The sequence below is a fragment of the Mesorhizobium qingshengii genome (assembly GCF_900103325.1).
Classification (GTDB): domain Bacteria; phylum Pseudomonadota; class Alphaproteobacteria; order Rhizobiales; family Rhizobiaceae; genus Mesorhizobium; species Mesorhizobium qingshengii.
On record NZ_FMXM01000020.1, the window covers coordinates 40,304 to 65,377 of the forward strand.

Annotated in this window: 22 protein-coding genes and 1 tRNA gene; 17 read left to right on the top strand and 6 right to left on the bottom strand. The window is 64.7% G+C overall.

Translation table 11 applies throughout. The features are described 5' to 3' along the window. Positions 1-14 precede the first annotated feature (14 nt). Together BLS48_RS25945 and BLS48_RS25950 are read left to right on the top strand one after the other, a co-directional pair. Positions 15-941 (top strand): DUF1003 domain-containing protein, encoded by a 927-nt coding sequence (locus BLS48_RS25945; protein WP_091584066.1) that lies wholly within the window; start codon positions 15-17, stop codon positions 939-941. 112 nt (positions 942-1,053) lie between these two features. Beyond that, a tRNA-Arg gene (locus BLS48_RS25950) sits at positions 1,054-1,130 on the top strand. 37 nt (positions 1,131-1,167) lie between these two features. Here the strand turns inward: BLS48_RS25950 and BLS48_RS25955 are convergent. Both BLS48_RS25955 and BLS48_RS25960 read right to left on the bottom strand, forming a co-directional pair. Further along, a complete protein-coding gene (locus tag BLS48_RS25955) occupies positions 1,168-2,355 on the bottom strand; it encodes a helix-turn-helix domain-containing protein (RefSeq protein ID WP_425284746.1) in 1,188 nt (395 codons plus the stop codon). A 94-nt stretch (positions 2,356-2,449) separates the two neighbouring features. Continuing rightward, positions 2,450-3,577 (bottom strand): LacI family DNA-binding transcriptional regulator, encoded by a 1,128-nt coding sequence (locus BLS48_RS25960; RefSeq protein WP_167365250.1) that lies wholly within the window; start codon positions 3,575-3,577, stop codon positions 2,450-2,452. Positions 3,578-4,174: 597 nt separating this feature from the next. Between BLS48_RS25960 and BLS48_RS25965 the strand changes: the two genes are divergently transcribed. From BLS48_RS25965 to BLS48_RS25990, 7 genes are all read left to right on the top strand, one after another. Continuing rightward, the gene (locus tag BLS48_RS25965; protein ID WP_091584278.1) at positions 4,175-5,137 is read left to right on the top strand and encodes a sugar-binding protein; all 963 of its coding nucleotides are present in this window, start codon (positions 4,175-4,177) and stop codon (positions 5,135-5,137) included. 112 nt (positions 5,138-5,249) lie between these two features. Further along, complete coding sequence (locus BLS48_RS25970) at positions 5,250-6,797, top strand: sugar ABC transporter ATP-binding protein (RefSeq protein ID WP_425284747.1); 1,548 nt, start codon at positions 5,250-5,252, stop codon at positions 6,795-6,797. Positions 6,798-6,857: 60 nt separating this feature from the next. Continuing rightward, entirely contained in the window at positions 6,858-7,853 is a 996-nt protein-coding gene (locus BLS48_RS25975; protein WP_091584071.1) for an ABC transporter permease, read from the top strand. Positions 7,854-7,939: 86 nt separating this feature from the next. Continuing rightward, on the top strand, positions 7,940-8,719 hold the full coding sequence (locus BLS48_RS25980; protein WP_091584074.1) for an SDR family NAD(P)-dependent oxidoreductase: 780 nt from the start codon (positions 7,940-7,942) through the stop codon (positions 8,717-8,719). A gap of 8 nt (positions 8,720-8,727) precedes the next feature. Continuing rightward, positions 8,728-9,312 carry an SDR family oxidoreductase gene (locus BLS48_RS25985; RefSeq protein WP_091584076.1) on the top strand — a complete coding sequence of 195 codons (585 nt, stop codon included), beginning with the start codon at positions 8,728-8,730 and terminating at the stop codon, positions 9,310-9,312. Further along, on the top strand, positions 9,296-9,430 hold the full coding sequence (locus BLS48_RS36615) for a hypothetical protein (protein ID WP_280142543.1): 135 nt from the start codon (positions 9,296-9,298) through the stop codon (positions 9,428-9,430). The genes BLS48_RS25985 and BLS48_RS36615 overlap by 17 nt, the downstream gene beginning before the upstream one ends. A gap of 128 nt (positions 9,431-9,558) precedes the next feature. Continuing rightward, positions 9,559-10,593 (top strand): LacI family DNA-binding transcriptional regulator, encoded by a 1,035-nt coding sequence (locus BLS48_RS25990; protein ID WP_091584280.1) that lies wholly within the window; start codon positions 9,559-9,561, stop codon positions 10,591-10,593. Here BLS48_RS25990 and BLS48_RS25995 read toward each other — a convergent pair whose 3' ends face one another. Genes BLS48_RS25995 through BLS48_RS26010 form a run of 4 tightly spaced genes read right to left on the bottom strand, consistent with a single transcriptional unit; the run spans position 10,594 to position 14,420 of the window. Then, entirely contained in the window at positions 10,594-11,778 is a 1,185-nt protein-coding gene (locus BLS48_RS25995; protein ID WP_091584079.1) for a mandelate racemase/muconate lactonizing enzyme family protein, read from the bottom strand. An 8-nt stretch (positions 11,779-11,786) separates the two neighbouring features. Next, positions 11,787-12,761, bottom strand: a complete 975-nt coding sequence (locus tag BLS48_RS26000) for a transketolase family protein (protein ID WP_425284748.1) — start codon at positions 12,759-12,761, stop codon at positions 11,787-11,789. An 11-nt stretch (positions 12,762-12,772) separates the two neighbouring features. Further along, complete coding sequence (locus BLS48_RS26005) at positions 12,773-13,621, bottom strand: transketolase (RefSeq protein ID WP_091584085.1); 849 nt, start codon at positions 13,619-13,621, stop codon at positions 12,773-12,775. A gap of 4 nt (positions 13,622-13,625) precedes the next feature. Then, complete coding sequence (locus BLS48_RS26010; protein WP_091584087.1) at positions 13,626-14,420, bottom strand: SDR family NAD(P)-dependent oxidoreductase; 795 nt, start codon at positions 14,418-14,420, stop codon at positions 13,626-13,628. A 117-nt stretch (positions 14,421-14,537) separates the two neighbouring features. Here BLS48_RS26010 and BLS48_RS26015 point away from each other — a divergent pair, with 117 nt between their 5' ends. From BLS48_RS26015 to BLS48_RS26050, 8 genes are all read left to right on the top strand, one after another. Next, positions 14,538-15,758: a mandelate racemase/muconate lactonizing enzyme family protein gene (locus BLS48_RS26015; RefSeq protein ID WP_091584283.1), complete on the top strand. Its 1,221-nt coding sequence runs from the start codon at positions 14,538-14,540 to the stop codon at positions 15,756-15,758. Positions 15,759-15,896: 138 nt separating this feature from the next. Continuing rightward, the gene (locus tag BLS48_RS26020; RefSeq protein WP_244529898.1) at positions 15,897-18,287 is read left to right on the top strand and encodes a thiamine pyrophosphate-dependent enzyme; all 2,391 of its coding nucleotides are present in this window, start codon (positions 15,897-15,899) and stop codon (positions 18,285-18,287) included. A gap of 33 nt (positions 18,288-18,320) precedes the next feature. Continuing rightward, positions 18,321-19,331: a C-terminal binding protein gene (locus BLS48_RS26025; protein ID WP_091584090.1), complete on the top strand. Its 1,011-nt coding sequence runs from the start codon at positions 18,321-18,323 to the stop codon at positions 19,329-19,331. Then, positions 19,328-20,059 carry an E3 binding domain-containing protein gene (locus BLS48_RS26030; RefSeq protein WP_091584093.1) on the top strand — a complete coding sequence of 244 codons (732 nt, stop codon included), beginning with the start codon at positions 19,328-19,330 and terminating at the stop codon, positions 20,057-20,059. Before BLS48_RS26025 ends, BLS48_RS26030 begins: the two co-directional genes overlap by 4 nt. An 82-nt stretch (positions 20,060-20,141) precedes the next feature. After that, entirely contained in the window at positions 20,142-20,912 is a 771-nt protein-coding gene (locus BLS48_RS26035) for a GntR family transcriptional regulator (protein ID WP_091584095.1), read from the top strand. A gap of 294 nt (positions 20,913-21,206) precedes the next feature. After that, positions 21,207-22,271 carry a sugar ABC transporter substrate-binding protein gene (locus BLS48_RS26040; protein WP_091584097.1) on the top strand — a complete coding sequence of 355 codons (1,065 nt, stop codon included), beginning with the start codon at positions 21,207-21,209 and terminating at the stop codon, positions 22,269-22,271. A gap of 165 nt (positions 22,272-22,436) precedes the next feature. Then, the gene (locus tag BLS48_RS26045; RefSeq protein ID WP_091584098.1) at positions 22,437-23,504 is read left to right on the top strand and encodes a substrate-binding domain-containing protein; all 1,068 of its coding nucleotides are present in this window, start codon (positions 22,437-22,439) and stop codon (positions 23,502-23,504) included. Between the two features lie 66 nt (positions 23,505-23,570). Next, a complete protein-coding gene (locus BLS48_RS26050) occupies positions 23,571-25,073 on the top strand; it encodes a sugar ABC transporter ATP-binding protein (protein WP_167365251.1) in 1,503 nt (500 codons plus the stop codon). The last annotated feature ends 1 nt before the right edge of the window (position 25,074 follow it).

Here is a 25,074-nt window from a genome sequence, read left to right on the forward strand (position 1 = left end):
CAGGAGCCCGCACCATGAGCACCATCCCCAAGGCGCCCGAGCAGCAAGCGGCGGACAGTCAGAACGACAGTGGCGGCGAATATTTCGAGGCGCCCACCATCGGGGAGCACGACGCGGATCAGAATTCGGACGAGCAGCTCGAAACGCCCGACGTGCCGGACTCGGAGCCGGCCAGTCCAGGCGCGTCACGCGGCAAGCCCAAGAAGAAACCGTCGGCGATATCGGGCCGGAAATTCCGCAAGCGCGATCTGGTGCGCATCGACAATCTGCGCCCGAGCCTCGCCGACCGCATCCGCGCCGATCACCCGGACCTGCCGGCCGGCGCCCGCATCAGCCGCGCCGAGCTCGGCCGCTACCGCATGCGCTACATGGAGGAGTTGCTGCAGCAGGAGCATGGCGAATTCTCCGAGCTCGACCGGCAGGTGGTCGAAAGCATCGCCAGGCAGGACACCATTTCCGAAAACTCGGAGGAGGAGTTCGAGGAGCACAGGACCTTCGCCGACCGCGTCTCTGACAACATGGCGGCCTTTGGCGGCAGCTGGTGGTTCCTGATTTCGTTCGGAAGCGTGCTTCTGGTGTGGATAGGCATCAACCTGATCGCCGGCATGCGCGCCGCCTTCGATCCCTATCCCTTCATCCTGCTCAACCTGCTGCTCTCGTGCATTGCCGCCATCCAGGCGCCGATCATCATGATGAGCCAGAAGCGCCAGGAGACCAAGGACCGCCTGCGCTCCTTCAACGACTACCGGGTCAACCTCAAGGCCGAGCTGGAAGTGCGCCATTTGCACGAAAAGCTCGACTACCTCATCTCGCGCCAATGGACGCGGCTGGCCGAAATGCAGCAGATGCAACTCGACGCCATGCACGAACTGACCGGCGCCAAGAAGCCCAAGCGCGCGCCACGCCGGCGGCGGACGGTGCGGAGCGAGGCGGGGCAGTAGGTTGTGCACGCGCCGCCAATCTCCAATTGCCCGTTGAAGCCCGCCCCGGCTTCGGCTAAGAAGCCGTGACTTGCCGGTTCACCGGCTGGTTCGTTTTCCGGATCGCCGGGAAGCACCCGTAGCTCAGCTGGATAGAGCGCTGCCCTCCGAAGGCAGAGGTCACAGGTTCGAATCCTGTCGGGTGCGCCAACCTCCAAAGGTCCATTCTGGACACATGGGTTACGGTTTATAGCGGAGACATGGGTAACACTTTTGGCCCGAAGGGGTTTTGGAGTGGTTCGAGCCTGCATGTCTCGTCATCGAAATATCCCAAATCATAATCCATGAAGCTGGCCAACCAGATGTGGTCCTCGACCTGTTTGATGCCGACGGTCTGGCCGGCGAAGACGAGGCTGAGGTTGATCTTCTTGCGATTGTAGCAGATGCGGCCGCAGGTGGTGACGGTGACGGCCTTGTCGTGAAACGGATAATCGAGATCGGGCAGGCCGGCATAGGGTCGCGTTGAGGGTGCGTAACGCTCTGCCGGGCAGGCCATGTCGAGCGCCTGATGCGGGCGTTCTGAGTTGAACTCGTCGATGAAGTCATCGAACCTGGCCTGCTGCTGAAGAAAGTTGGCGCCTGCCGGTTTGGTGGTCTCCTTCTTCAAGGTGAGATGCATGCGCTCATGGCGCCCGTTCTGCTGCGGACAGCCCGGCTTGATGCGCTCGATGTCGATGCCCAGGCGCAGCCACCAGACCGACAGCTTGCTGAGATTGAACAGAGCGTTAGGGCTTGCGAAGGGCACGCCATTGTCGGTCCTGATCGCGCTCGGCAGGCCGAACTCCTTGAATACGCTCTCGAACACGGTGAAGGCATAGGCTTCCTTGGTGGTCGAGAGCGCCTCGCAGGCGATCAGATAGCGGCTGGCAAAGTCGGTTATGGTCAGCGGATAGCAATAGCGCCGATCGGCGAGCATGAACTCACCCTTGTAATCGGCGCACCACAGATCATTGGGGCGACAGCCCTTTGAAAGTGGTGTTCCCGTCGCCCGGTTGCGCCGCCGCTTGCGATGCTCGACCATCCCGTACCGGTCGAGCACCGCATGCACCGTCGAGATCGCAGGCCTGTGCACATCGGGATACAGCCGGGCCAGCCGCTCGCGTATCTTCGGCGCGCCCCAGTTCGGCTTGTCCTGCTTCAGGCGCACAATCAGCTTCTCGATTTGAAACGGAAGCTGATTGGCGTGGCGGTAGGGTCGGCGCGACCGGTCCGTCAGCCCTTCCAGGCCGCTGTCGTTGTAGCGGGTGAGGATCTTGTAGCCGGTCTTGCGCGAGATATCGAACTCCCGGCAAAGCACGGCCATCTTCTCGCCGTCCAGCAGCCGGGCGACAAACTTCAGCCGCTCGTCCATCACGTTACACTCCTTCCAAGGCACCTTGCTCTCCTTGCAAAGGGCCAAAAGTGTAACCCATCTATCCGGAATGAACTGTCACCCATCTCTCGGGAAGGGCACAAACAGTCAATTTGCGTTAGCTAGCCACCGCCCTAACTGACTCCCGCTCCACCAGCGGGCACTCCAGCTTGGTGATCGGATAGCGCCCCCGTCCAGGCGGTGCCGGCGCCTCGAGCTGCTCGATCGCCCATTGGCCCATCGCCATGTGCGGCAGGATCGAGGTTGTCAGCGGCGGAAACAGATGCCGGGCGATTTCCTCGTCGTCGTAGCCGACGACGGAAATGTCCTGCGGGATGTGCAGGCCGGCTTCCTTCAGCGCTTCGTAGCAGCCGATCGCGGTGCGGTCGTTCTGGCAGAAGATCGCGGTCGGGCGGTCCTTCAGCGCCAAGAGCTTGACGGTCGCGGCATAGCCGGCGCTGGCCGACCAGTCGCCCTCGACCACAAGTTCGGGATCGAACGGGATGTCGGCGGTGGCGAGCGCCCGGCGGTAGCCCTTCAGCCGGTCCTGTGCCGCCTGCATCCAGGGCTCGCCGGTGATGGTCGCGATGCGGCGGTGGCCGTGGCTGATCAGGTGGCGGGTTGAGCTCTGGCCGCCGGCGATCTCGCTCGGCACCACGGCGGGAAAGGCGTAGTCCGATGTGTAGCAGTTGAGCAGGATCACCGGGATGTCGAGGCCGTAGAGATAGTCGGGCGCCGTGATCTCGCGGGTGAAGATGGTCATGTAGATCAGCGCCGAAATGCCCCGCTTGGTCAGCGCCGCGATGGCGCGCGGCTCCATGACGGCGTCGCCCATGGTCTGCGCCACCAAGAGCACGTTGCCGGCATTCCACGAGGCCTGGCGCGCGCCCTCGATGGCGACCACCGCCTCGGGGCTGGTGGCGAGCTGGTCGACGACGAAGCCGATCACCCCGTCAAGCCCTTCGAAGGCGGATCCCTCGAAGGCGGGGACAGGGCCGCGCAGGGCGGAAAAGGTCGGCGGCGCATAGCCGAGCGCACGCGCGGCCTCGATCACCCGCTCGCGCGTCTGCTGCGACAGCCTGATGCCGGGCGAATTGTTGAGCACGAAGGAAACGGTCGCCTGCGAGCAGCCGGCGGCCCTGGCGATGTCGGTCATGGTAACGCGACCCCTGGCGCTCTTGGCCGGCGCCTTGCGGCGCCTAGCCGTATCGAGGGTCGGACCGTCCGTATCCCTGGTCTCGCTCATGTCACTCGTGTCCCCAATCCCCGGCCTGTCTAGCGGCAGCCTGCCGGGCCGACAAGATGGTGCGGTGTCGCCGACTTATAGAAAGTGGCCGCCATCGTTTATATCTATTATCAGCCTTAAGGCCCATTTGTCATTCGGTTCCGGATGCCCCGGGAACACAAAGACCGCAAGGCTCGAGCTTCAGTATGGCCAAGGCAGCAGTTCGTCGGCAAATCCGCGATGGCATCGCAACGATGCGTCCGGATATGTCCGGAACTAATACTGTTTACTAATACAAAAATGCGCTGTACCGTCAATCCATCACGCCCGGCCCTATCGGTCCAGGCGTGATGGAAGTGTGCATGGATGGCCCGATGGCGAGCGGATCATACCGCCGCGAGCTCTGTCTCGGACATGTGATATGTCAGACAAATCGGACTATTTACGAACGATGGATGAGTCTCTAAAGTCCATGATCGTGGCTGGAACGACGCCATTCTTTCGTTGCCGGGGAACCCCTTGAGGAGGAGGGCGTCCAGGCCGCAGACGGCAAAAATGCAAAATCAGGTCAGTGCAAGATCGGTCAGTCGAACGACTGAGCCAAAAGGGAGGTTGAACATGAAATCCTTGATACGAAATGCATCCGTAGCCGCCGCGGCGCTGCTGCTCGGCCTGTCGGCGACGGCAATCGCGCGCGCCGACGACAAGCCGACCCTGGCCTTCGTCGTCAACGGCGCTTCCGATTTCTGGAAGGCCGCCGAAGCCGGCGTCAAGAAGGCGCAAGGCGAACTGCCGGACTACAATCTCGAGCTCAAATATCCCGAGCAGTCCTCGGTCGCCATCCAGCAGCGGCTGATGGACGATCTGGTGACGGCCGGCGTGAAGGGCATCATGGTTTCCGCCGTCGATCCGAAGACCTCCACCGATGGTCTCAACAAGATCGCCTCGGAAACGGCGCTGTTCACCACCGACAGCGACGCCCCGCAGACCAAGCGCGTCGCCTATATCGGCTCGTCCAACGTCGATGCCGGCAAGCAGGCGGCCGAGATCGCCAAGAAGGCGATGCCCAATGGCGGCAAGTGCCTCGGCTTCGTCGGCCTGCTCGGCGCCGACAATGCCAAGGAGCGCATCCAGGGCATGAAGGACGGTCTGGCCGGCACCAAGATCGAGCTGGTCGACGTGCGCGGCGACGACATCGACCAGGCACGCGCCAAGAAGAACGTCGAGGACGCGCTGGTCGCCAGCCCCGACGTCACCTGCATGGTCGGCTTCTACTCCTACAACACGCCGCGCATCTATGAAGCGCTGCGCGACGCCGGCAAGCTCGGCTCGATCACCGTTGTCGGCTTCGATGACGATCCGATCACGCTGGGCGGCGTCAAGGAAGGCACGGTTGCCGCGACCGTCGTGCAGCAGCCCTTCGAATGGGCCTATCAGGGCATGAAGCTGATGGCCGCCTATCTCAAGGGCGACAAGTCGGGCATCCCGGCCAACGGCCTCATCATCATCCCGACCAAGATCATCGGCAAGGATGACGTCGACGCCTATGCCGCCAATCTGAAGGCGATGTCTGGAAACTGAGACAACAGGCAGTTCAGCCGGCTCAACTTCGCTTGGGCCGGCTGCTCGCATTGACGAACCGGGCGCGGATCGTCAGTCTGCGGGGAGGCCGGCCCGCTAACTGCTGTCAGGCATGATGAACTATTCCGACACATCCATTGCTGCATCGGTGACCGCTCCGTTCCTCAGCCTCGAGAACGTGCGCAAGACCTATCCGGGCGTCGTCGCGCTCGATGGTTTCTCCATGGAGGTCAGGCCCGGCGAGGTCATCGGCCTCGTCGGCGAAAACGGCGCCGGCAAGTCGACATTGATGAAGATCCTCGGCGGCGTCACCACGCCGGACACCGGCACGATCACGGTCGACGGCACCGCCCACACGGGCCTGACGGTCGAAGGCAGCCTGGGGTCGGGCATTGCCTTCGTCCACCAGGAACTCAACCTGTTCGACAATCTCGACGTTGCCGCCAACATCTTCTTCGGCCGCGAGCCGTTGCGCGCCGGTCCGCTCAAGCTCGTCGACCGCGCCCGGCTGCGCACCATGGTGGCGCCGCTGTTGAAGCGCGTCGGCGCCAATTTCTCCGCCGATACGCCCGTCGCCGCTTTGTCGTTGGCCCAGCAGCAGATGGTCGAGATCGCCAAGGCGCTGTCGATCAAGGCGCGGCTGGTCATCCTCGACGAGCCGACATCGAGCCTGCCGCTCGCCGAAACCGACAAGCTGCTCGACGTCATCAAGGCGCTGAAGGCCGACGGCATCAGCGTCATCTTCATCTCGCACCGCCTGCACGAGGTCGAGCGCGTCGCCGACCGCGTCATCGTGCTGCGCGACGGCATGCTTGCCGGCACGCTGCAGAAGCGCGACATCAACCACGACCAGATGGTCAAACTGATGATCGGCCGCATGCTGAAGGAGCGCGAGAAGGCATCCGAGGCCGCGCGGGCACCGGGCGCCGTTGCCCTGTCGGCCAAGGCCATCCGCACCCCCGCCTATCCCAGCCGGCCGGTCGACCTCGACGTCAGGCGCGGCGAGATCCTCGGCCTTGCCGGGCTTGTCGGCTCCGGCCGCACCGAGCTGGCGCGGGTTTTCTTCGGCATCGACGGCAGCCTTGGCGGCGCGCTCGAGCGCGATGGCAAGCCGCTCGTTCTCGGCTCCGCGGCGGACGCCGTCGCGCACGGTATTTTTCTCGTGCCCGAGGACCGCAAGCTGACCGGCATCCTGCTGGACCTCTCGATCGCCCAGAACATTTCGCTGCCCAACCTGCCGGCGCATGCGCGCCGCTCCCTGGTATCGGCAAGCGCGGAGGCCACCACCGCCGAGAAGCAGAAGAGCAATCTCGGCATCAAGGCGCCGTCGGTGCAGACCCGCACCGGCACGCTGTCTGGCGGCAACCAGCAGAAGGTCGTGCTCGGCAAGTGGCTGGCCATGAATCCCAAGGTGATGATCCTCGACGAGCCGACGCGCGGCATCGACATCGGCGCCAAGGCGGAAATCTACGGGCTGATGCGGGCGCTCGCCGATGCCGGCGTCGCCGTGCTGATGATCTCCAGCGACATGGAGGAGGTGATCGGCGTGTCCGACCGCATCGCCGTCATGCATGAGGGCCAGATCTCCGGTATTCTCGACAAGGAACAGTTCAGCCAGGAAAACGTGCTGCTGCTGGCGGTGGGCAAGCAGCCGAAATAATTTTGCCGCGAGTTTCGCAAGACTGCGCAACCCGCTCGGGCAGGCATTGGGGAGAAGACGATGAGCAAGAAAGATCTCGGCCTGCTGATCCTGATCCTGGTGGTTGGCGCCGTCGTGACGGCCATCAATCACCGCTTCCTGTTGCCGATCAACCTCGCCAACACCTCGAACCTGATCGGCCTGTTCGGCATCCTGTCGATCGGCCAGGCCTTCGTCATCATCACCGGCGGCATCGAACTGTCGGTCGGCTCGGTGGTCGCGCTGCTGGGAACACTGTTCATCGACTTCATCGCCGTGCGCGGCCTGGACTGGCCGCTGGCCTTCGTGCTGATCATCGCTCTCGGCGCCATCATCGGTCTGGTGCACGGCTGGCTGATCACCAGGCTCAAGCTGCAACCCTTTGTCGTCACGCTGTGCGGCCTTTTGATCTATCGCGGCGTCGCCCGCTTCTACACCGGCGACGGCACCGCCGGCTTCGCCTTCGGTCAGAACTTTCCCGAGCTCGAATTCCTCACCGCCGGCCGCAGCTGGGGCGTGCCCAACAGCTTCATCGCGCTGATCGTCATCGCCATCGTCATGTGGGTGGTGCTTCACCGTTCGGTGTTCGGCCGCTATCTCTACGCTATCGGCAAGAACGAGGAGGCGGCCAAATATTCCGGCATCCGCACCGGCCGCGTCGTCATGGCCGCCTATGTCATCTGCGGCGTGCTGACGGCGCTGTCGGCGATCTATTTCGCCATGTACACGCGCTCGATCTCGCCGGCCAGCCACGGCCAGTTCTACGAGCTCTACGCCATCGCGGCAGCGGTGCTCGGCGGCTTCTCGCTGCGCGGCGGCGAGGGCTCGCTGATCGGCGTCATCCTGGGCACGGTCTTGCTGCAGGAGCTGCAGAACCTCGTCAATCTGCTCGGCATCCCTTCCTCGCTCAACTTCGCGGTGATGGGAGGCGTCATCCTCATCGGCGTGCTGGTCGACCAGCAGTGGGGCGTGTTCCGGGCAAGACGGCTGATGGTCGACGCTGCCCGCAAAAACGTCGCCGGCGCGGCGGCGGAATAACCGCTTTGCAACGACCCGCCTGCTTGTCCGGGCCTTGAGATTATTATAATAGCATAACCCGGGAATTGCTCGGGGGCTGACGGGACATGCGCTGCGATTTGCGAGGCAAGGTGGCGCTGGTCACGGGAGCCGCGGGCGCGATCGGCAGTTCCATCGCCAAGCGCCTGTCCGACAATGGCGCCGCGGTCGTCGTCGCCGATATCGACGGCGAAGGCGCGGAGCGGGTCGCGGCAGGCTTGAGCAATGCAATGGCCTGCACCGCCGACATCCGCAACGTGGCATCGGTCGACAGTGCGATCGCCGCGATCATGGAGCGCCACGGCCGCCTCGACATCCTGGTCAACAATGCCGGCGTCAACACGCTGGCGCATCGTGTCACCATCGATGAATTTCCGGCCGGGGAATGGGATCGCATCACCGGCATCGATCTCGATGGCCTCTACATCATGAGCCGCGCGGCGCTTGTGCCCATGCTCGCCGCCGGCAAGGGCGGGCGCATCGTCAACATAGCCTCGGTCGTCGGCCTTGCCGCCATGCGCCTGCAAAGCCCGTTCGTCGCCGCCAAGGCCGGCATCATCCATCTGACACGCTCGATGGCGATCGAACTCGGAGCCAAGGGCATCCTGACCAACGCGATCGCGCCGGGCTCGGTGATGACGGCGCTGACCGCCAAGCTGTTCTACGGCGACGACGGCAAATTCGCGGGCCGCACGCAGGAATTCCTTGCCCATGTGCCGCTCGGCCGGCCTGCCCGGCCGGAGGAGATCGCCGAGGCCGTGCTGTTCCTTGCCTCCCCGGCCGCCAGCTACGTCAACGGCCAGGTGCTGGCCGTCGATGGCGGCTGGACGGCGGGATACATGATGTGAGTGCCGCCATGGAAATCGATCTCGAGGGCACCGCTTTCGCACTGGACGGCGACACCAACCCGGTTGCCGAGGCAGCGCTTGCCGCGCTGCAGGCCAATGGCGGCCATCTTGTCGAAGGCTCTCATGCCCGCGCCGCCGATATCCTGTTGATCTCCTGCCCGCTGCGGCCGGGAACGGCGACCGGTGATCCGCGATCGCTCTATGCCGACGCGCGCAAGGCTGCCGTGACCATGACCGAGCGTGGGCGGGGGCGCATTGTCTTCCTGCTGTCGGCGATCGCCGGCATGCCGATGCGCCGCCATCCGCGCTTTTCCATGGAGAATGCGTCGATCCTTGCCGGCATGCGCACGCTGGCCATGGAGTTCGGCCCGAAGGTCTTGGTCAATGCCGTCGGCGTCGGTGCGGTCGAGGATGAAACCATGGTGTCGGGCGACAAGGCGATGCTCAGCCACACACCTGTCGGCCGTGCCGGCAGCATCGAGGAAGCGGTTGCAGCCGTGCTGTTCTTCTGCGATCCACTGAACACCTACACATCAGGCCAGATGCTGGGTGTCGACGGTGGGTGGATGGCAGGCTATGGGCGCAATTTCTGACCCACTGACGCTCGACGCTGAAGCGCTTGAGGTCGGGCCGGTGTCCGGGATCGGCGGCAGCATGGTCCCGCTGCGCTGGCGCGGCATCGGTCTCATGCGCCGGCTTTCGGATCGGTGAAGTTTTCGACCGCGCGATGGTCGGGCGCATCGCTGGAAAGCGTCCGCCGCAACCGCTATGAATGGCGTTTGTCGCGCGACCCCGGAGGACATTGCTTTGGCGGACCGCGCTCTCTTGGAGCCATTGTGATGACCGACAGGCCGGACAGCCCGGGCGAGAAGAAGCCGCGACGCCTTGGCGTCCGTGAGATCGCCAAGCGCGTCGGCGTCGCGCCGATGACGGTGTCGCGGGTGCTGTCCAATCCCGACATGGTCTCGCCGGAGACGCGCGCCAAGGTGCTACGGGCCATCGAGCAGGCCGGTTTCGTGCCCAACCGGCTGGCGTCCAGCATGCGCGGCAATGGTCGCATGATCGGCACGGTGGTGCCACCGCTGATCAATTCGGGCATCGCCGAGCAGGTGCAGGGCATGTCCGACGAATGCCATGAGAGCGGCTATTCGATGCTCCTGGTGCAGGGCGAGTTCACGCAGGAAGCAGAGGAGAAATCGATCCGCACCCTGCTCGGCTGGCGTCCGGTCGGCATGATCCTGCAAAGTTTCGTACAGAGTGAAACGGCGCGCGCATTGCTGAAGAGCAGCGGCGCGCCGGTGGTCGAGATTTCCGAGATCAAGGGCCGCAAGCCGATCGACATGGTGGTCGGTGTGTCCAACTTCGAGACCGCCTACGCCATGACCATGCATCTGGCGGCCAAGGGCTACAAACGGATCGGCTTCGTTTCGACGCCGATCCATGGCAATGACCGCCTGCAGCAGCGCCGCACCGGCTATCACGCCGCGCTCACCGAACTCGGCATCAAGAACCATGGCGACATGGAGGTCGAGGTGCCGATCACCGCGCAAGGCGGCGCCGAGGCGCTGGTGACGCTGACCTCTCGCCACAAGGACATCGATGCCATCTTCTTCTCCAGCGACACGCTGGCCGTCGGCGCCGTGCAGGAATGCCACCGCCGTCGCTGGGCGGTGCCGGGCAGGATCGCCATCGCCGGCTATGGCGACATGGATCTCGCGGCCCAACTCTACCCACCGCTGACCACCGTGAAGGTCAATCGCTACGAGATGGGCCGGCGCGCCGTGCGGCAATTACTGGCAAGACTCGGCGGCGACACCAAGGTACCGACCATCACCAGCCTCGGCTTCGAGATCGTCGACCGCGAGAGCGCTTGATCAGGACGGCTGTTTCTTTGCCGTGTCCTCGCGCCGCCCGAGGCGCTTTTCCCAGCCCTCGGCATGGACGTTGAGATAGGCGTCGGGATCATAGGGGTGATGCTTGATCGCATCGATGTTGAGATCGATGCCGAGCCCCGGCGCGTGCGGCAGCGACAGATGGCCATTGTCCGGGTTGATGGTCGGATGCCAGGTCACGAGGTCGCGCGTCCACGGGTCGTTGAAGGCGTCGAAATGTTCCTGGATGAGGAAGTTCGGCACCGCCGCCGCCAGCTGCAGGCACACTGCCGTCGCCACCGGTCCGCCGCTCTGGTGCGGCGCGATATGGCTGCCATGCGCGAGCGCGAGGTTGGCCACCTGCATCGATGGCGCAATGCCGCCGAGCGACATCGGCTCGGGCTGGAAGATGTTGACGCCGCCCCCGGCCGCCAGCGTGTAGAACTGGCCGACCGTGTCGTACATCTCGCCGGTCGCCACCGGGATCGGCGAGCGATGCGCCACTTCGTGCACGGTCTCCTGGCGGTCGCGCGAGGTCGGCTCCTCCCACCAGTAGATATCGAGGTCGGCGAACTTCTGCGCCGCCTGCAGGGCGGCGATCTCGGTGAAGCGGGCATGGACGTCGATCAGGATCAGCGTGTCCTTCGGCAGTCGGTCGCGCAGGGTCCGGCAGATCGCGTAGGACAGGTCCAACTCCTCGCGCGAAATAAAACCCTGCGCGGTGCCGAACGGATCGAGCTTGAACGCTCTGAAGCCCTTGGCCAGAACCGCCTTGGCGGCATCGAGGAAAGCTTCGGGCGTGCGCTCGGTGCGGTACCAGCCATTGGCGTAGCCGAGCACGCTGTCGCGCACCTGGCCGCCGAGCAACTGATGGATCGGCACGCCGAGGCTCTTGCCCAGGATGTCCCAGCAGGCGACCTCGATCGCGGCGATCACCGTGCGGTGTATGTGGCCGCCATCGAGCGAAACGCTGTCCAGCAAGCGCTTGGCCAACGCGTTGATGCGGCGCGGATCCTGGCCTATGGCGAGATGCTTGAGTTCATGCACGCCGGCTTCGGTGGTCTTGATGAAGCCGTTCAGTGTGCCTTCCCCGATGCCGTGGATGCCCTTGTCGGTATGCACTTTGACGAATAGCCAGTTCTTCCAGCCGGCGCCGACGGCGAAGGTCTCGATCTCGGTGATCTTCATGCGGAACCCTAACTAAGCGCGGCTATCGTCGCGATGACGGCCTCGGTCGTCAGGCCGTATTTCGCTTGCAAGGTCGGCACCGCGCCGCATTCGATGTAGCGGTCGGGCAGGCCGATGCGTGTCACTTTCTTCGCAATGCCGGCATCGAACAAGGTCTCGACGACCAGGCTGGCCAGACCACCGACGACGACATGATTTTCCGCCGTGACGATATGGCTGACATCTGCCGCGAATTCGGCCACCGCTTCGGCGTCGAACGGTTTGATGGTCGGCACATGCAGCACGCCGGCGGAAATGCCCTGCTTGCGCAAAGCGTCCGCCGCGTCCAGTGCCCGCTCGGTCATGAAGCCGGTCGAAATGATGCCGATATCCGAACCGCTGCGAAGCCGCCGCGCCCTGCCGATCTCGAAGCGGTAACCCGGCTCGAACACGACAGGCACGCTGCCACGCAGCAGCCGCATGTAGACCGGCCCCTGATGCTCGGCGATCGCCTCGGTCGCCGTCTCGATCTCGGTCGCATCGCAGGGATCGATGATGGTGAGGCCCGGAATCATGCGCATCAGCGCCAAGTCCTCGATCGCCTGATGCGTGCCGCCATAGCCGGTGGTGAGACCCGGCAGGCCGGCGACGATCTTGACGTTGAGGTTGGAGTGGGCAAGCGCGATGGCGACGAAATCATAGGCGCGCCGCGTCGCGAACACGCCATAGGTGGTGGCGAACGGCACCTTGCCGGTGCGCGCCAGTCCGGCGGCGACGGCGACCAGATTCTGCTCGGCCATGCCGACATTGAAGAAGCGGTCCGGGAAGGCATCGCGGAACGGCAATATGTCGGTGTATTTGCCGAGATCGGCGGTCAGCCCGACAATGTCTGGATGGCTCTGGCCAAGCCGGGCCAGCGCGCGGCCGAACGGTGCGTCGACACTCTGCCGGTCGCCGCCAACAGCTTCGTCCTGGCCCATGACCAGCGTGCGGCCAGCCTCCATTGCCGCGCCGCTCACTGGCCCGCTCCCGCGCTTTTCTCGAACTCGGCGATGATGCCGTCCCATTGCCCCACGTCGATGCGGAAGAAGTGCGATTTCTCGCTGCTCTCGATGCGCGGAACGCCCTTGCCGGGCAGTGTGCGCAGCACGATCGCCTTCGGTTTGCCGTTGCGCTGACGTGCACCGGCCAGCGCGCCGACTATCGCCGTCATGTCGTTGCCGTCGATCTCGGATGTTTCCCAGCCGAAGGCGCGCCATTTGTCGGCGACCGGCTCCATGTCGAGCACGACAGGCCCGTCGGCCTGGATGCCGTTGCAGTCGATGAGTGCTACCAGCCCGTCGAGCTTGAAATGGCTGGCCGACATTGCCGCCTCCCAGGTCGAGCCTTCCTGCATCTCGCCGTCGGACAGTTCGACGAAGACGCGCGCATCGGAGCGGTCGAAGCGCAGTCCGAGAGCCTGGCCGACACCTTGTCCCAGCCCATGGCCAAGCGAGCCGCCGATCATTTCGACGCCGGGCGTGGTGTCGAGCGTCGACATCTCCAGCCGGCCGTCGTCGGCGCCATAGGTGACCAATTCCTCGACCGGAATGATGCCGGCCTCGGCCAGCGCCGCCCACAGCGCGATGGAATAGTGACCGGTCGACAACAGGAGGCGGTCGCGGTCGGGCCAGGCCAGATTGTGCGGGTCGTAGCGCAGCTCATGGAAATACAGCGCGGCCAGCGCATCGGCGATGCCGAGGCCCTGGCCGATATAGCCCTGGCCCTGGCCGCGCGCCATGGTCAGCATGTGGCGGCGCAGCCGCGTCGCCTTGCGTTCGAGCGCGCTGATGTCGGCGATGCCGGGAGGGGAGTTGCGCAGCATCTGATCAGTCCTTGTCGAGCCCGCCCGACATGTTGAGTCGCTCGGCGGTCATGTATTTCGGCGAATCGAGGCAGAGCCAGATGACGGCCTCGGCGACCTCGGAAATCTCGGCGCGGCGGCCGAGTGGGATGCGGCGCGTGCGCTCGTCGAGGAAGGCCTGCAGATCGTTGCGGCCGTTGGCGCGGGCGAGATCGGCCTCGGTCGAGCGCTGCATCTCGGTGTCCATCATGCCCGGCGCCAGGCTGTTGACCAGTACGCCGTAGGGTGCGAGCGCTACCGCCGCGGCGCGGGTGATGGAATCGACGCCGGCCTTGCTCGCCGTGTAGGCGGTGTAGTCGGGCAGCGCCATGCGCGAACCGGGTGAGGTGATGTTGATGATGCGTCCCGAGCGTTGATCGCGCATCACCCGGCCCGCTGCCTTGCAGGCCATGGCAAGCGCGGTGACGTTGAGCGCCAGCGTGCGCGTCCAGGATTTGTAAGTGGCGTCGAGGAAGGGCTCGATCACACCATAACCGGCATTGTTGACGAGGATGTCGATGCCGCCCCAACGCGCGACCACTTTTTCGACCGCTGCCTCCGGCGCGCCTTCCCTGGTGAAGTCGCCGACGATGGTCTCGGCCTCGGCGCCTTTCTCCCTCACAAGGCGAGCGGTCTCGGCCGCGCCTTCGGCGTTGATGTCGGCGATGGCGACCGCGCAACCACGGGCTGCCAATTGTATCGCCACCTCGCGGCCGAGGCCGCCGGCGGCGCCCGTGACCAGCGCTCTGCGCGGCGTGGTATCGAGAATTTCGGCAGGCAAGCGAGCACCCTCCCGGTGGCCATCTTGACGGGATTGATACCGGTACCATAAATGGCTGTCAACGGGGATGTGCTATTGTCCGCCGACCGCGCGGTCGGTCTGTGCAGGGAGGAAAAAATGAAAGTCGTTGCGCTCGAAACGCTGCAGCTGGCGGAGTTCCCGTTCCTGTTCTGGCTGCGCGTCCACACCGATGCCGGCCTCATCGGCACCGGCGAGACCTTCTGGGCGCCGGGGCCGGTCGCCTCCTACATCCACGACAATGTCGCCACCTACCTCCTGGGCAAGGATCCGCGCGACATCGAGCTGCACGACCGTACGTTGGGCAGCGTCTATGTCGGCGCGCGCGATTCCGGGGCCGAGGTGCGCGGCAATTCCGCCGTAAACATCGCGCTCTGGGATATCTATGGCCAGGCGCTCGGCGAGCCGGTCTGGCGGCTGCTCGGCGGCCGTACCCACAAGACCGTGCCGATCTACAACACTTGCGCCGGCTACAAGCATGTCCGCGCCACGAAGAAGAACGCCCTGTTCGAGCGCGGCGAGGATTGGTCGCTCAAGGCTGGCGATTCGAACGAAGGCCCGTATGAGGATCTGCTCGCCTGGCGTTACAATGCCGGCGAGCTCGCCAAAAGCCTGAAATCCGAAGGCATTGGCGCGATGAAGATATGGCCGTTCGACATTGCCGCCGAGGCGTCGAACGGCACGCGCATTTCGCTTGCCGATCTCGACAAGGCGCTGCAGCCGCTCCAGAAGATCCGCGACACAGTCGGCCGCGACATGGAGATCATGGTCGAGCTGCATGGGCTGTGGACCTTGCCGCCGGTCCTGCGCATCGCCGAGGCGCTGAAAGCCTATGACGTCGCCTGGCTGGAGGAGCCGATCCGTTACAATGAGCTCGACGCCATGGCCGAACTTGCCCGCCACACATCCATTCCGATCGCCGCCAGCGAAAGGCTGGCCTCGCGGCAGATGTTCAAGCAGTTGATCGACAAGCGCGCCGCCTCGGTGATCATGATCGACCTCGCCTGGTGCGGCGGCCTTAGCGAGGCACGCAAGATCGCCAACATGGCCGAAGCCAGCGAACTGCCGGTGACCTTGCACGACTGCACCGGGCCGATCGTCTATGCCGCCAGCTGCGCGCTGTCCGCGACCTTGCCGAACGTCAATTACCAGGAAGCGGTGCGCGCCTATTTCACCGGCTGGTACACCGAGATCGTCGCCGACATTCCGCTGGTCAGCGATGGCCATGTCGCGCCGCTGGAGGGGCCGGGCCTTGGTCTCAGCCTGCGACCGGAGCTGTTCGAGCGGCCCGACGCCACGGTGCGCATCACCAAGATCTAGCGGCCATACAGGCTCTGTTCGGAGCCAGTAGACATTATGCTATTATAATCTATTATCAGCCAAAGCGAGCGACCAACAAGCTCGCCGCCGGCGCTCGGCTGCCCGGCGCCAGACGGATTCAGGGAGGCCTTGGTGGCAATGTCTGCGGCGCGCGCACGCGAGGATTTCAAGGGTGCGCCAAATCTGCCCGACCGGGAAATCCTGCTCGACCTGTTCGAGCGAATGGTGCTGTTGCGCCGCTTCGAAAGCATCGCCCAGATCGCGTGCCGCAAGGGCGAAACGCCGGGCTTCCTGCATCTCTATATCGGTGAGGAGGCGACAGGCGTCGGTGTCTGCGCGCATCTGCGCCCGACTGACTGGGTCACATCAACCCATCGTGGCCATGGCCACGCGCTGGCCAAGGGGGCCAACCCCGGCCGCGTGATGGCCGAGCTGTTCGGCAAGGTCGACGGCATCTGCGGCGGCCGCGGCGGCACCATGCATCTCTATGATCGCTCGGTCGGGCTGTTCGGCACCAATGGCATCGTCGCCGCCGGCATCGGCCATGCCGTCGGCATCGGCATGAGCGCCCGCCAGCAGGGCCGCGACGACATCGGCGTCGCCTTTTTCGGCGACGGCGCCGCCAATCATGGCGGCTTCCACGAGGCGCTCAATTTCGCCGCTGTGCAGCGCGCCCCGGCGGTCTTCGTCTGCGAGAACAACCTTTACGCCACCGCGACGCCGCTAAAGTCCGTCACGCTCAACCCCGAAATCGCCACCAAGGCCGCGTCCTACGGCATGCCCGGCATCGCCGTCGACGGCAACGATGTCTTCGCCGTCTGGCTGGCCATGAAGGAAGCCACCGAGCGCGCCCGCGCCGGCAAGGGTCCGACGCTGATCGAGGCCAAGACCTATCGCACCGTCGGTCATCATGAGGGCGATCCGGTCATCGGCACTTACCGCACGCAAGAGGAACTCGACGCCTGGATCAAGCGCGACCCGATCGACATGTTCCGCAAGAAGCTGGTTCAGGAGTACGGGGTCGCCGATGCAGAGGTGCTGGCGACGATCGAAAGCCGGATCGAGAAGGTGGTCGAGGAGGCACTGACCTTCGCCCGCAACTCGCCCGAGCCTGACCCGGCAACGGTGCGGCTGCACGTCTTTGCCGATCCGATCAATCCGCCCGCCGCCCTGCAGCCGCGCGCCGCCGGCGAGACGCGCACGCAAGGCTGGCTCGAAGCGGTGCGCGACGGCATCGCCGAGGAGATGCGCGCCAATCCGGCGATCCTCTATTTCGGCGAAGGCACCGGCGAGCGCGGCGGCAGCTTCGCCCACACCAGGAATCTCTGGCAGGAGTTCGGCGCCGAGCGCATGGTCGACACGCCGATTTCCGAACAGGGTTTCACCGCCGCCGCCGTCGGCGCTTCGGCCACCGGCGCCCGCACCGTCTCGGACCTGATGTTTGCCGACTTCGCTTTCGAGACTGCCGGGCAGATCTTTTTGCAGGCGGCGAAGCTGCGCTACATGACCAGCGGCCTGATGAGCGCGCCGATGGTGGTGCGCGTCGGCGCTGGCGCGCTGCGCAGTTCCGGTCCGCATCACAGCGGCATCTATCATCCGGTCTTCGCTCATATGCCGGGCCTCATCGTCTGCGTGCCCTCGACTCCGGCCGATGCCAAGGGCCTGATGAAGACGGCGCTGAGGGCCGGCGACCCCGTCATCATGCTCGAACCCAAGGCGCTGTTCGCCTCGAAGGGCGAGGTGCCCGTGGGCGAACATTATGTGCCCTTCGGCGTCGCGCGCATCGCCCGGGCTGGCGCCGACATCACCATCGTCGCCGCCGGCCAGATGGTGCAGCGCGCGCTGGAGGCCGCCGAGACGCTGGTCGCGGAAGGCGTAGAAGCCGAGGTGATCGACCCGCGCACCATCATGCCGCTCGACATCGACGCCATCGTCGCCAGCGTCCGCAAGACCCATCGTCTGCTCATCGTCGACGAGGCCTGGGCGATGTGCGGCCTTGGCGGCGAGATCGCGCAAGCCATCAACGAGCTTGCCTTCGATGAACTCGACGCGCCACCCGGAAGGCTGCACACGGCGCCGACTTCGCATCCCTTCGCGCCAGTGCTGGAGCGCGCCATGCTGGTCGATACAGCGCGCATCGTCCAGGGTGTGCGCGACGTCATCGCTGGCCAGCCGCCGGTGCCGGATCACTGGTACACGGTCGGCCTGAAAAGCGCTGCGCCGGCTAAGCCTGCGCCTGCTCCGGCCAAGCCGCAGCCCACCCTGCCAGCGATTTCTGCTCCCATTGCCGGCGACGACGAGCCAATAACGATGCCGTTCGGCGATCTCACCGTCAGCGAAGGCACCGTCATGAAATGGCTGAAGGCGGTCGGCGATGCCGTCAAGGAAGGCGAACTGATCGCCGAGATCGAGACCGACAAGGCCGTGGTCGAGATCGATGCGCCGGTCAGTGGCACGCTTGTCGCGATCGACCAGCCGGTTGGCGCCGTGGTGCCAATGGGCGGCCGCATCGGCGGCATCAAGAAATAGACCACCACCAGATATGAAATCTGAAGGGCAAGCATGAAGATCCTATGCGCCAACTGGCAAGCCGCCGACGAGGCCGAACTCGAACGGGAGCATTATCCCGACATCGAACTCATCCTGGCCCGCTCGACGAATGACAAGGCTGCCAGCCTCGATCCCGCAATCTGTGCGTCGGTCGATGCCGTCATCAACTATTCGCCGACTCACAATGTCGCGGCCGCTCCGACCGCCTTTCCCAAGGCGAGGATCGCGGTGCGCTCGGGCGTCGGCTTCGACAACATCGACACCGCGGGCTGGGGCGCGCGCAAGATCCCGGCCTGCAATGTTCCGGACTATGGCACGACCGAAGTCGCCGACCACGCCATCGGGCTGATGCTGGCGCTGACGCGCGGCACCTCCGCCTATGGCGCGGAGCTTTCCGGCAACGGCGCCGAAGGCTGGCATTTCTCCAGGGCGCCGCTGGTGCGCCGGCACAAGGGTGCCACCTTCGGCGTTGTCGGGCTCGGCCGCATCGGGCTTGCCACTGCCCGCCGCGCCGCCGCTTTCGACATGAAGGTGGTGTTCTACGACCCGCATCTTCTGTCCGGCGTCGACCTCTCGACCGGCTACGAGCGGGTCCATTCGCTGGCCGAGCTGATGGGGCAGGCGGATGTGGTGAGCGTTCACACGCCGTTGAGCGAGGAAACCCGCAAGCTGCTTGGTGCACCTGCCTTTGCCGCCGCCAAACCCGGTCTTGTGCTGGTCAACACGGCGCGCGGCCCGATCGTCGATCTCGACGCGCTGGAAGCGGCAATGCGCGAGGGCACCGTCGCCGGGGCCGGGCTGGACGTGCTGCCGAACGAACCGGGCGATCTCGACCATCCGTTGCTGGTGGCATGGCAGCGCCGCGAGCCGTGGATCGCCAACCGGCTGATCGTCACCCCGCACGCTGCCTTCTACAGCCCAGCGGCGATGCGCGACCTCAGGCTGAAATCGATCGAAGTGGTGCACGCCTACCTCGCCGAGGGCCGGCTCACCAACTGCGTCAATTCCGAGTATCTGAAATGAACATGGCGGTCGGCCAAACCCGGCGTCTGGCGGTGTCACCCTATGCGCGCCGCCTGGCGCGCGAGCGTGGCCTTCCGCTCGAGACGCTCCAGGGCAGCGGCCCCGGTGGCCGCATCCTGGCCGCTGACGTGCGGGGCCTCGTCCCTGTTCCCACCCCTGTAAATTCGCCTGATATCCTCGCCCCTGCTGCTGCCGCGCCATCTGTCGCTGCGCCCCGAATGGCCGCTTTCGCCGCATCGCTCGCGCTGGGCGCGCTGCGCGACCTGCTGGCCGCGCTGGAGAGCACCGGGAAAGTATTCGACATCGACGACGTGCTGCTGCGCGCGGCCGCTCATGCGTTCGCTGAAACTTCCGAGGCCGCCATGCTCGGCGGCACTCCGGTCGCTCTGGAGCTCGCCGGACGGCAAGCGGTCTTCGCGGCTGTCCCGCAGGTTACCTTGACGTCACTGCGCTCGACACGGCTTGCGGCTCTGGCCGACAACCATGACGACGCGGAAAAACCGGCCGCACTGTCCTTGCGGCTCTTGCCGGCGAGCGAAATCCGGCCGCTGATGATGCCGCTTCTGCCGGGCCGCGCCATGCGCCTGACCGTCTGCGTCGCTGCGGGAGGTGGCCATGCCGAATGCCTGCTCACCACGGATACAGCAAGCCTTGACGAGGCGGCCGCGGCTGCGTGGCTCGCCGCCCTGAAATCGGCGATCGAACACCCGCTCCGGCTCTTCGTCTGATGTTCCGGATCGTCGGCGGCATCGCCTAGCCTCTGGGCGAGGAAGCTATTATAAAAGCTTCGACACAGGCGCGACGAGGCTCATGGATCACTCCGTTCCCACCATCGATATTCTTCCCCGGCGCACACTCGGCCGCTCGAACGGGCCTCTTTACCGCCAGCTTGCCGACATCCTGCGCGAGCCGATCGGCAACGGCACCTTCCCCGTCGGCGGTGAACTGCCGAAGGAGGCGACCATTGCCGAGCATTTCGGCGTCAGCCTGATCACCGTGCGCCAGGCCTTGCGGGACCTCGAGGCCGACGGGCTGATCAGGAAACGGTCGGCGAAACCAGCGGTGGTGACGGCGCGCAATCCGTCGGTCAACCTCAGCTGGAAATTCAAGAACTTCGCCGACATGGCGGCCTTCACCAAGGATGCCGAGCTGACGGTGAAATCCTATCGCAAGGAGGTCTCCCCGGTGCTTCAGCGCCATTTCGGCATGGGCAAGGACGAGGCGGGCTACTGCTTGCGCGGTATCCTGTCGGTGGGTGAGCAGAAGAAGGCCCAGATCACCAGCTATTTCCCGCCTTCTGTCGGAGCGAAGCTGAAGCGGGACGATTTTTCCGACGTGCTGATCTTTCGTTCGGTGCAACGGCATCTCGGCCTTCGGCTCGACGTCGCGCATGTCACGGTCCGCGCCGAGATCGCCGACGAGGCCATCGCGGAAGACCTCGCCATCGCGCTGGGCAGTGCGGTCCTGAGTGTGGAGATGCTCTACCAGTCGGCTGACCAGCAGAGCATCGAGTTCACCATCGCGCGGCATCCGGCCGATCTCTTCAGCATCAGCTACGACGCGCCGAACGACCTCGCCTGAACCCGATCGGCGGGGATTTCACGCCGATTTCGCCGTCTCGGCCATGGACAGCTTTATAAAATTATAATAGCATCATAGCTAGGATGGAGGCTGCGTCGGGAACCACGATCGAACGTGGAGGCGCAGCCGCATCCGACGTCGAGCATTTGACTGGTGCGTGTCGCCCGAGTGCACAGTGGTTCTGGGGTAGCGGCATGCACAAAACAAAGTCTGTCCATAAGGGGGTGTGCGGCGAAGGCACTTGATAGGCAGCGGCGTTCGCGCGGCTGACACCAAACACGGGAGGAGGAAATCATGAAAGCAGGCGCATTCTTCGCCGGCCTTGCGGTGATCGCGACGACTTTGTTGTCGATCGATGCCGTGCCGGCCAACGCACAGGACAAGAAGCCCTACACCATCTATCTGTCCAACAATTTCGTCGGCAACGACTGGCGCCAGCAGATGCTGCGCAGCGCCGACATCGCGGTCAAGAAGCCGCCGCTTGCCGGTCGCGTCGACCTCAAGGTCGAGGTGGTCGACACCACGGTCCAGGCGCAGATCAATTCCCTCAACAACATCATTCGCAACAAGCCCGACGCCATCGTGATCGACGCGGGCTCCGGCGAAGCACTCAACCCGACGATCGAGAAGGCCTGCAAGGCCGGCATCGTGGTCATCGCCTTCGACCAGATCGTCAGCGCGCCCTGCGCCTACACGATGGAGTCCGACTGGGGCCGGGCACCGCGCGTCGAGGCCGAATGGCTGGTCAAGAAACTCGGCGGCAAGGGCAAGATCCTCGTTGATCGCGGGCTTGCCGGTGCTCCGATCTCCGCCCAGTTGCAGGGTGGTTTCGAGGAAGTCATCAAGAAATATCCCGGCATTGAAGTGGTCGGCTATTTCAACGGCGACTATGCGCTGGGACCCGAGCAGGCCGGCGTCGCCAGCCTGCTGGCGGCGCACCCGCAAGTCGACGCCATCTTCGTCCAGGGCTACGGCGCCGGAGCGATCAAGGCGCTGCAGGATGCCGGTCGTCCGATCGTTCCCATCACCGGCAGTCCGTTCAACCTGACGACCACGACCTGTGCGCAGACGCAGGGCGCCCAGTGCATCCTTGCACCCAACCCTGCCTATCTGTCGGCGGAGGCCTTGAAGCTCGCTGTGGAGATACTGGACGGCAAGAAGCCGGCGGAAAAAAAGATCCTGCTGCGCAACGCCTTCCTCACCACCGATCCGGTCCCGTCAGAATTGTATCCCGACGCGACCATGCAGAAGATAGAGGTTGGCAAGAATGCCTTTCCGGACATGGCACCGGGCCTGTTTCTTCCAGTCAGCCCGGACTGGGTTGAAATCACCCCGGCCGAGGCCGCCGGCTCGAAATGACGATGCCTGCCGATCGGTGACGAAATGGTCGCCTCCAGGCCTCTCCGATGCGCCTTGGCTTAAATTGACAAGGCGCATTGGTACCGGTATCAATTTACACGCAGCACCCACCAAGATGGCGAAGTCCATCACCGGCTGATGCAGGAAACGCAAGGAGGAGAGATCATGAAACTGAAGACAATTTGCGCCGGACTGGCAAGCCTTGCCGTGTCCGCGGTCGCCATCGGCACGGTGCCGAGCCACGCCGAGGACAAGAAGCCCTACACCATCTACCTCTCGAACAACTTCGTCGGCAATGACTGGCGCCAGCAGATGGAGCGTGTCGCCACCGTGTCGGTGAACAAGGGACCGCTGAAGGGCCGCGTCGACCTCAAGATCGAGAACGTCGAGAACACGGTCCAGGCGCAGATCAACTCGCTGAACAACATCATCCGCCAGAAGCCGGACGCCATCCTCGTCGATGCCGGTTCGGATTCGGCATTGAACCCGACCATCAAGAAGGCATGCGACGCCGGCATCGTCGTCATCAGCTTCGACCAGGTGGTGACCGAGCCCTGCGCTTTTGCCGTCGCGTCCGACTGGGACCGCATCCCCTCGGTCATGGCCGAGTGGATGGCCGTGCAGCTTGGCGGCAAGGGCAACATTATCCTCGACCGTGGCCTTGCCGGCGCGCCGATCTCGGCGCAATTGCAGCAGGGCTACGAGAAGGTGCTGGCCAAGTATCCCGACATCAAGGTCGTCGGCTACTACAACGGCAATTACGCGCTCGGGCCGGAGCAGTCGGGCGTCGCGGCTCTGCTTGCCGCCAATCCGAAAATCGATGGTATCATGACGCAAGGCTATGGCTCCGGCGCCATCCAGGCGCTGAAGGATGCCGGCCGGCCGATCGTCCCGGTCGTCGGCTTCTCCTACAATGTCGCCGCGCTCACCTGTGCGCAGACGCAAGGCGCCAAGTGCATCCTCGGCTCGAACCCGGCCTATCTCTCTTCGGAGGCGATCAAGCTGGCGGTCAACATTCTCGACACTGGCAAGAAGCCGGCCGAGCGCTCCGTCTCGGTCAAGGGTGACTTCGTCACCACCGATCCGTTCGAGTCCAAGCTTTACCCCGGCACCAAGATGATCAAGATCGCGGTCGGCGAAAATGCCTTCCCCGACCAGGCGCCCGGCCTGACGCTGCCGATCACGCCCGATTGGGTCGAGATCACCGCTGCGGAAGCCGCCGGCAGCAAGTAACATCTGTCACCGCGACCCTGTCTCCCGGCATCGCAGGATGTCGGGAGAGCTTTTCGAGAGCAGCCCATGGACCTCGTCACCGTCAAAGGCCTGTCCAAACGCTATGGCGGCATCGTCGCGCTGAGCGAGGCGACATTCAGCGCCCGTGCCGGCGAAGTGCACGCGTTGCTCGGCGAGAATGGCGCGGGCAAGAGCACCTTCATCCAGATCCTGTCCGGCGCGGTGCGGCATGATGGAGGCTCGATCCTGGTCGACGGCCAGGACTATCGCCCGGCCAACCCCGATGCCGCCCAGGCGCGCGGCATCGCCGCCGTCTTCCAGGAGCTGTCGCTGATCCCCGATCTCAGCGTCGAGCAGAACATCTGGTTCCGCCACGAACCAAGAACGCTTCTGCGCACCGTCAATCGCGCCGAGATGCGCCGCAAGACGCTGGCGCTGCTCGACAAATACAATTTTCCAGCACTTCGCCCCGACCAGGAATTGCGGCGGCTGACACTGGCCGAACGGCAGATCGTCGAGATCGCCAAGGGGCTGGCCAAGGACCCGCGCATCCTGATCCTCGATGAGGCGACCTCGGCGCTGCCGGCGCGTGAGGCGGAGTGGCTGCTCAAGCTCACCCGGCAGCTCGCCGCCGAGGGCAGGCTGGTCATCTTCATCTCGCACCGCATGGCCGAGGTGCGCGCCATCGCCGACCGGCTGACCATCTTCCGCAATGGCAGCACCATTGCCGTGCACGAAGCCAATGCCGTGTCCGACAACGAGATCGTCACCCAGATGATCGGCCGGCACCTCGACCGGCTCTATCCCGAGCGTGTTGCCACCGCGACCGATCGCATCGCGCTGAGCGTCAAGAATTTTTCGAGCGGCAGTCGGCTCTCCGGCGTCGACTTTGCCCTGCGCGAGGGCGAGGTGCTCGGCGTCGGCGGCCTGCAGGGTCACGGCCAGCGCGAACTGTTCCAGGCACTGTTCGGCGCCAGCAAGGCCAGCGGTACCATCGAACTCTGGGGCAAGCCGGTTTCGATCGGCAATCCGCGCCAGGCCCTGACCGGCAAGGATGGTATCGCATTGGTGCCCGAGGATCGGCGCGGGCAGGGCCTGCTTCTGACCAAGAGCGTGCGCGAGAACCTCACACTGTCGGTCATCAAGCGCTTCACGGAAAACGGCTTGCTGAGCCGGCAAAAGGAAGCCGCCCTGGTCAAGGAAATGGTCGACTTCCTGCGCATCAAGGCCGGCACGCCGGAACAGCTTGCCGGCACTCTGTCCGGCGGCAACCAGCAGAAGGTGATCTTCGGCAAGATGCTGCTCACGCAAGCGCGCGTGCTGCTGCTCTATGATCCGACGCGCGGCGTCGATGTCGGCACCAAGGGGGAGATCTTCCAGTTGATGCGCGACCTCGCGGCCAGGGGCTATGCAATCCTGTTCCATTCGAGCGACATGCCGGAGCTCGTTCATGTCGCCGACCGCGTGCTGGTGATGCGCAACGGCGGTGTTGCCGCGACGCTGGAGGGCGACCGCATTTCGGAGGCAGGCATTTTGCGCGCCGCCATGCTTGAAAGCGAGGCGGCCTGAG

What these genes read in the sequence shown, in the direction of transcription:
- BLS48_RS26025 (WP_091584090.1), top strand. Translation starts at nt 18,321, where the DNA reads ATGAAGATCCTATGCGCCAACTGGCAAGCCGCCGACGAGGCCGAACTC.
- BLS48_RS26035 (WP_091584095.1), top strand. Translation starts at nt 20,142, where the DNA reads ATGGATCACTCCGTTCCCACCATCGATATTCTTCCCCGGCGCACACTC.
- BLS48_RS25970 (WP_425284747.1), top strand. Translation starts at nt 5,250, where the DNA reads ATGATGAACTATTCCGACACATCCATTGCTGCATCGGTGACCGCTCCG.
- BLS48_RS26050 (WP_167365251.1), top strand. Translation starts at nt 23,571, where the DNA reads ATGGACCTCGTCACCGTCAAAGGCCTGTCCAAACGCTATGGCGGCATC.
- BLS48_RS25975 (WP_091584071.1), top strand. Translation starts at nt 6,858, where the DNA reads ATGAGCAAGAAAGATCTCGGCCTGCTGATCCTGATCCTGGTGGTTGGC.
- BLS48_RS26000 (WP_425284748.1), bottom strand. Translation starts at nt 12,761, where the DNA reads ATGGAGGCTGGCCGCACGCTGGTCATGGGCCAGGACGAAGCTGTTGGC.
- BLS48_RS25965 (WP_091584278.1), top strand. Translation starts at nt 4,175, where the DNA reads ATGAAATCCTTGATACGAAATGCATCCGTAGCCGCCGCGGCGCTGCTG.
- BLS48_RS26030 (WP_091584093.1), top strand. Translation starts at nt 19,328, where the DNA reads ATGAACATGGCGGTCGGCCAAACCCGGCGTCTGGCGGTGTCACCCTAT.
- BLS48_RS25945 (WP_091584066.1), top strand. Translation starts at nt 15, where the DNA reads ATGAGCACCATCCCCAAGGCGCCCGAGCAGCAAGCGGCGGACAGTCAG.
- BLS48_RS25990 (WP_091584280.1), top strand. Translation starts at nt 9,559, where the DNA reads ATGACCGACAGGCCGGACAGCCCGGGCGAGAAGAAGCCGCGACGCCTT.
- BLS48_RS25980 (WP_091584074.1), top strand. Translation starts at nt 7,940, where the DNA reads ATGCGCTGCGATTTGCGAGGCAAGGTGGCGCTGGTCACGGGAGCCGCG.
- BLS48_RS25985 (WP_091584076.1), top strand. Translation starts at nt 8,728, where the DNA reads ATGGAAATCGATCTCGAGGGCACCGCTTTCGCACTGGACGGCGACACC.
- BLS48_RS36615 (WP_280142543.1), top strand. Translation starts at nt 9,296, where the DNA reads ATGGGCGCAATTTCTGACCCACTGACGCTCGACGCTGAAGCGCTTGAG.
- BLS48_RS26015 (WP_091584283.1), top strand. Translation starts at nt 14,538, where the DNA reads ATGAAAGTCGTTGCGCTCGAAACGCTGCAGCTGGCGGAGTTCCCGTTC.
- BLS48_RS25995 (WP_091584079.1), bottom strand. Translation starts at nt 11,778, where the DNA reads ATGAAGATCACCGAGATCGAGACCTTCGCCGTCGGCGCCGGCTGGAAG.
- BLS48_RS26020 (WP_244529898.1), top strand. Translation starts at nt 15,897, where the DNA reads ATGTCTGCGGCGCGCGCACGCGAGGATTTCAAGGGTGCGCCAAATCTG.
- BLS48_RS26045 (WP_091584098.1), top strand. Translation starts at nt 22,437, where the DNA reads ATGAAACTGAAGACAATTTGCGCCGGACTGGCAAGCCTTGCCGTGTCC.
- BLS48_RS26040 (WP_091584097.1), top strand. Translation starts at nt 21,207, where the DNA reads ATGAAAGCAGGCGCATTCTTCGCCGGCCTTGCGGTGATCGCGACGACT.
- BLS48_RS26005 (WP_091584085.1), bottom strand. Translation starts at nt 13,621, where the DNA reads ATGCTGCGCAACTCCCCTCCCGGCATCGCCGACATCAGCGCGCTCGAA.
- BLS48_RS25960 (WP_167365250.1), bottom strand. Translation starts at nt 3,577, where the DNA reads ATGAGCGAGACCAGGGATACGGACGGTCCGACCCTCGATACGGCTAGG.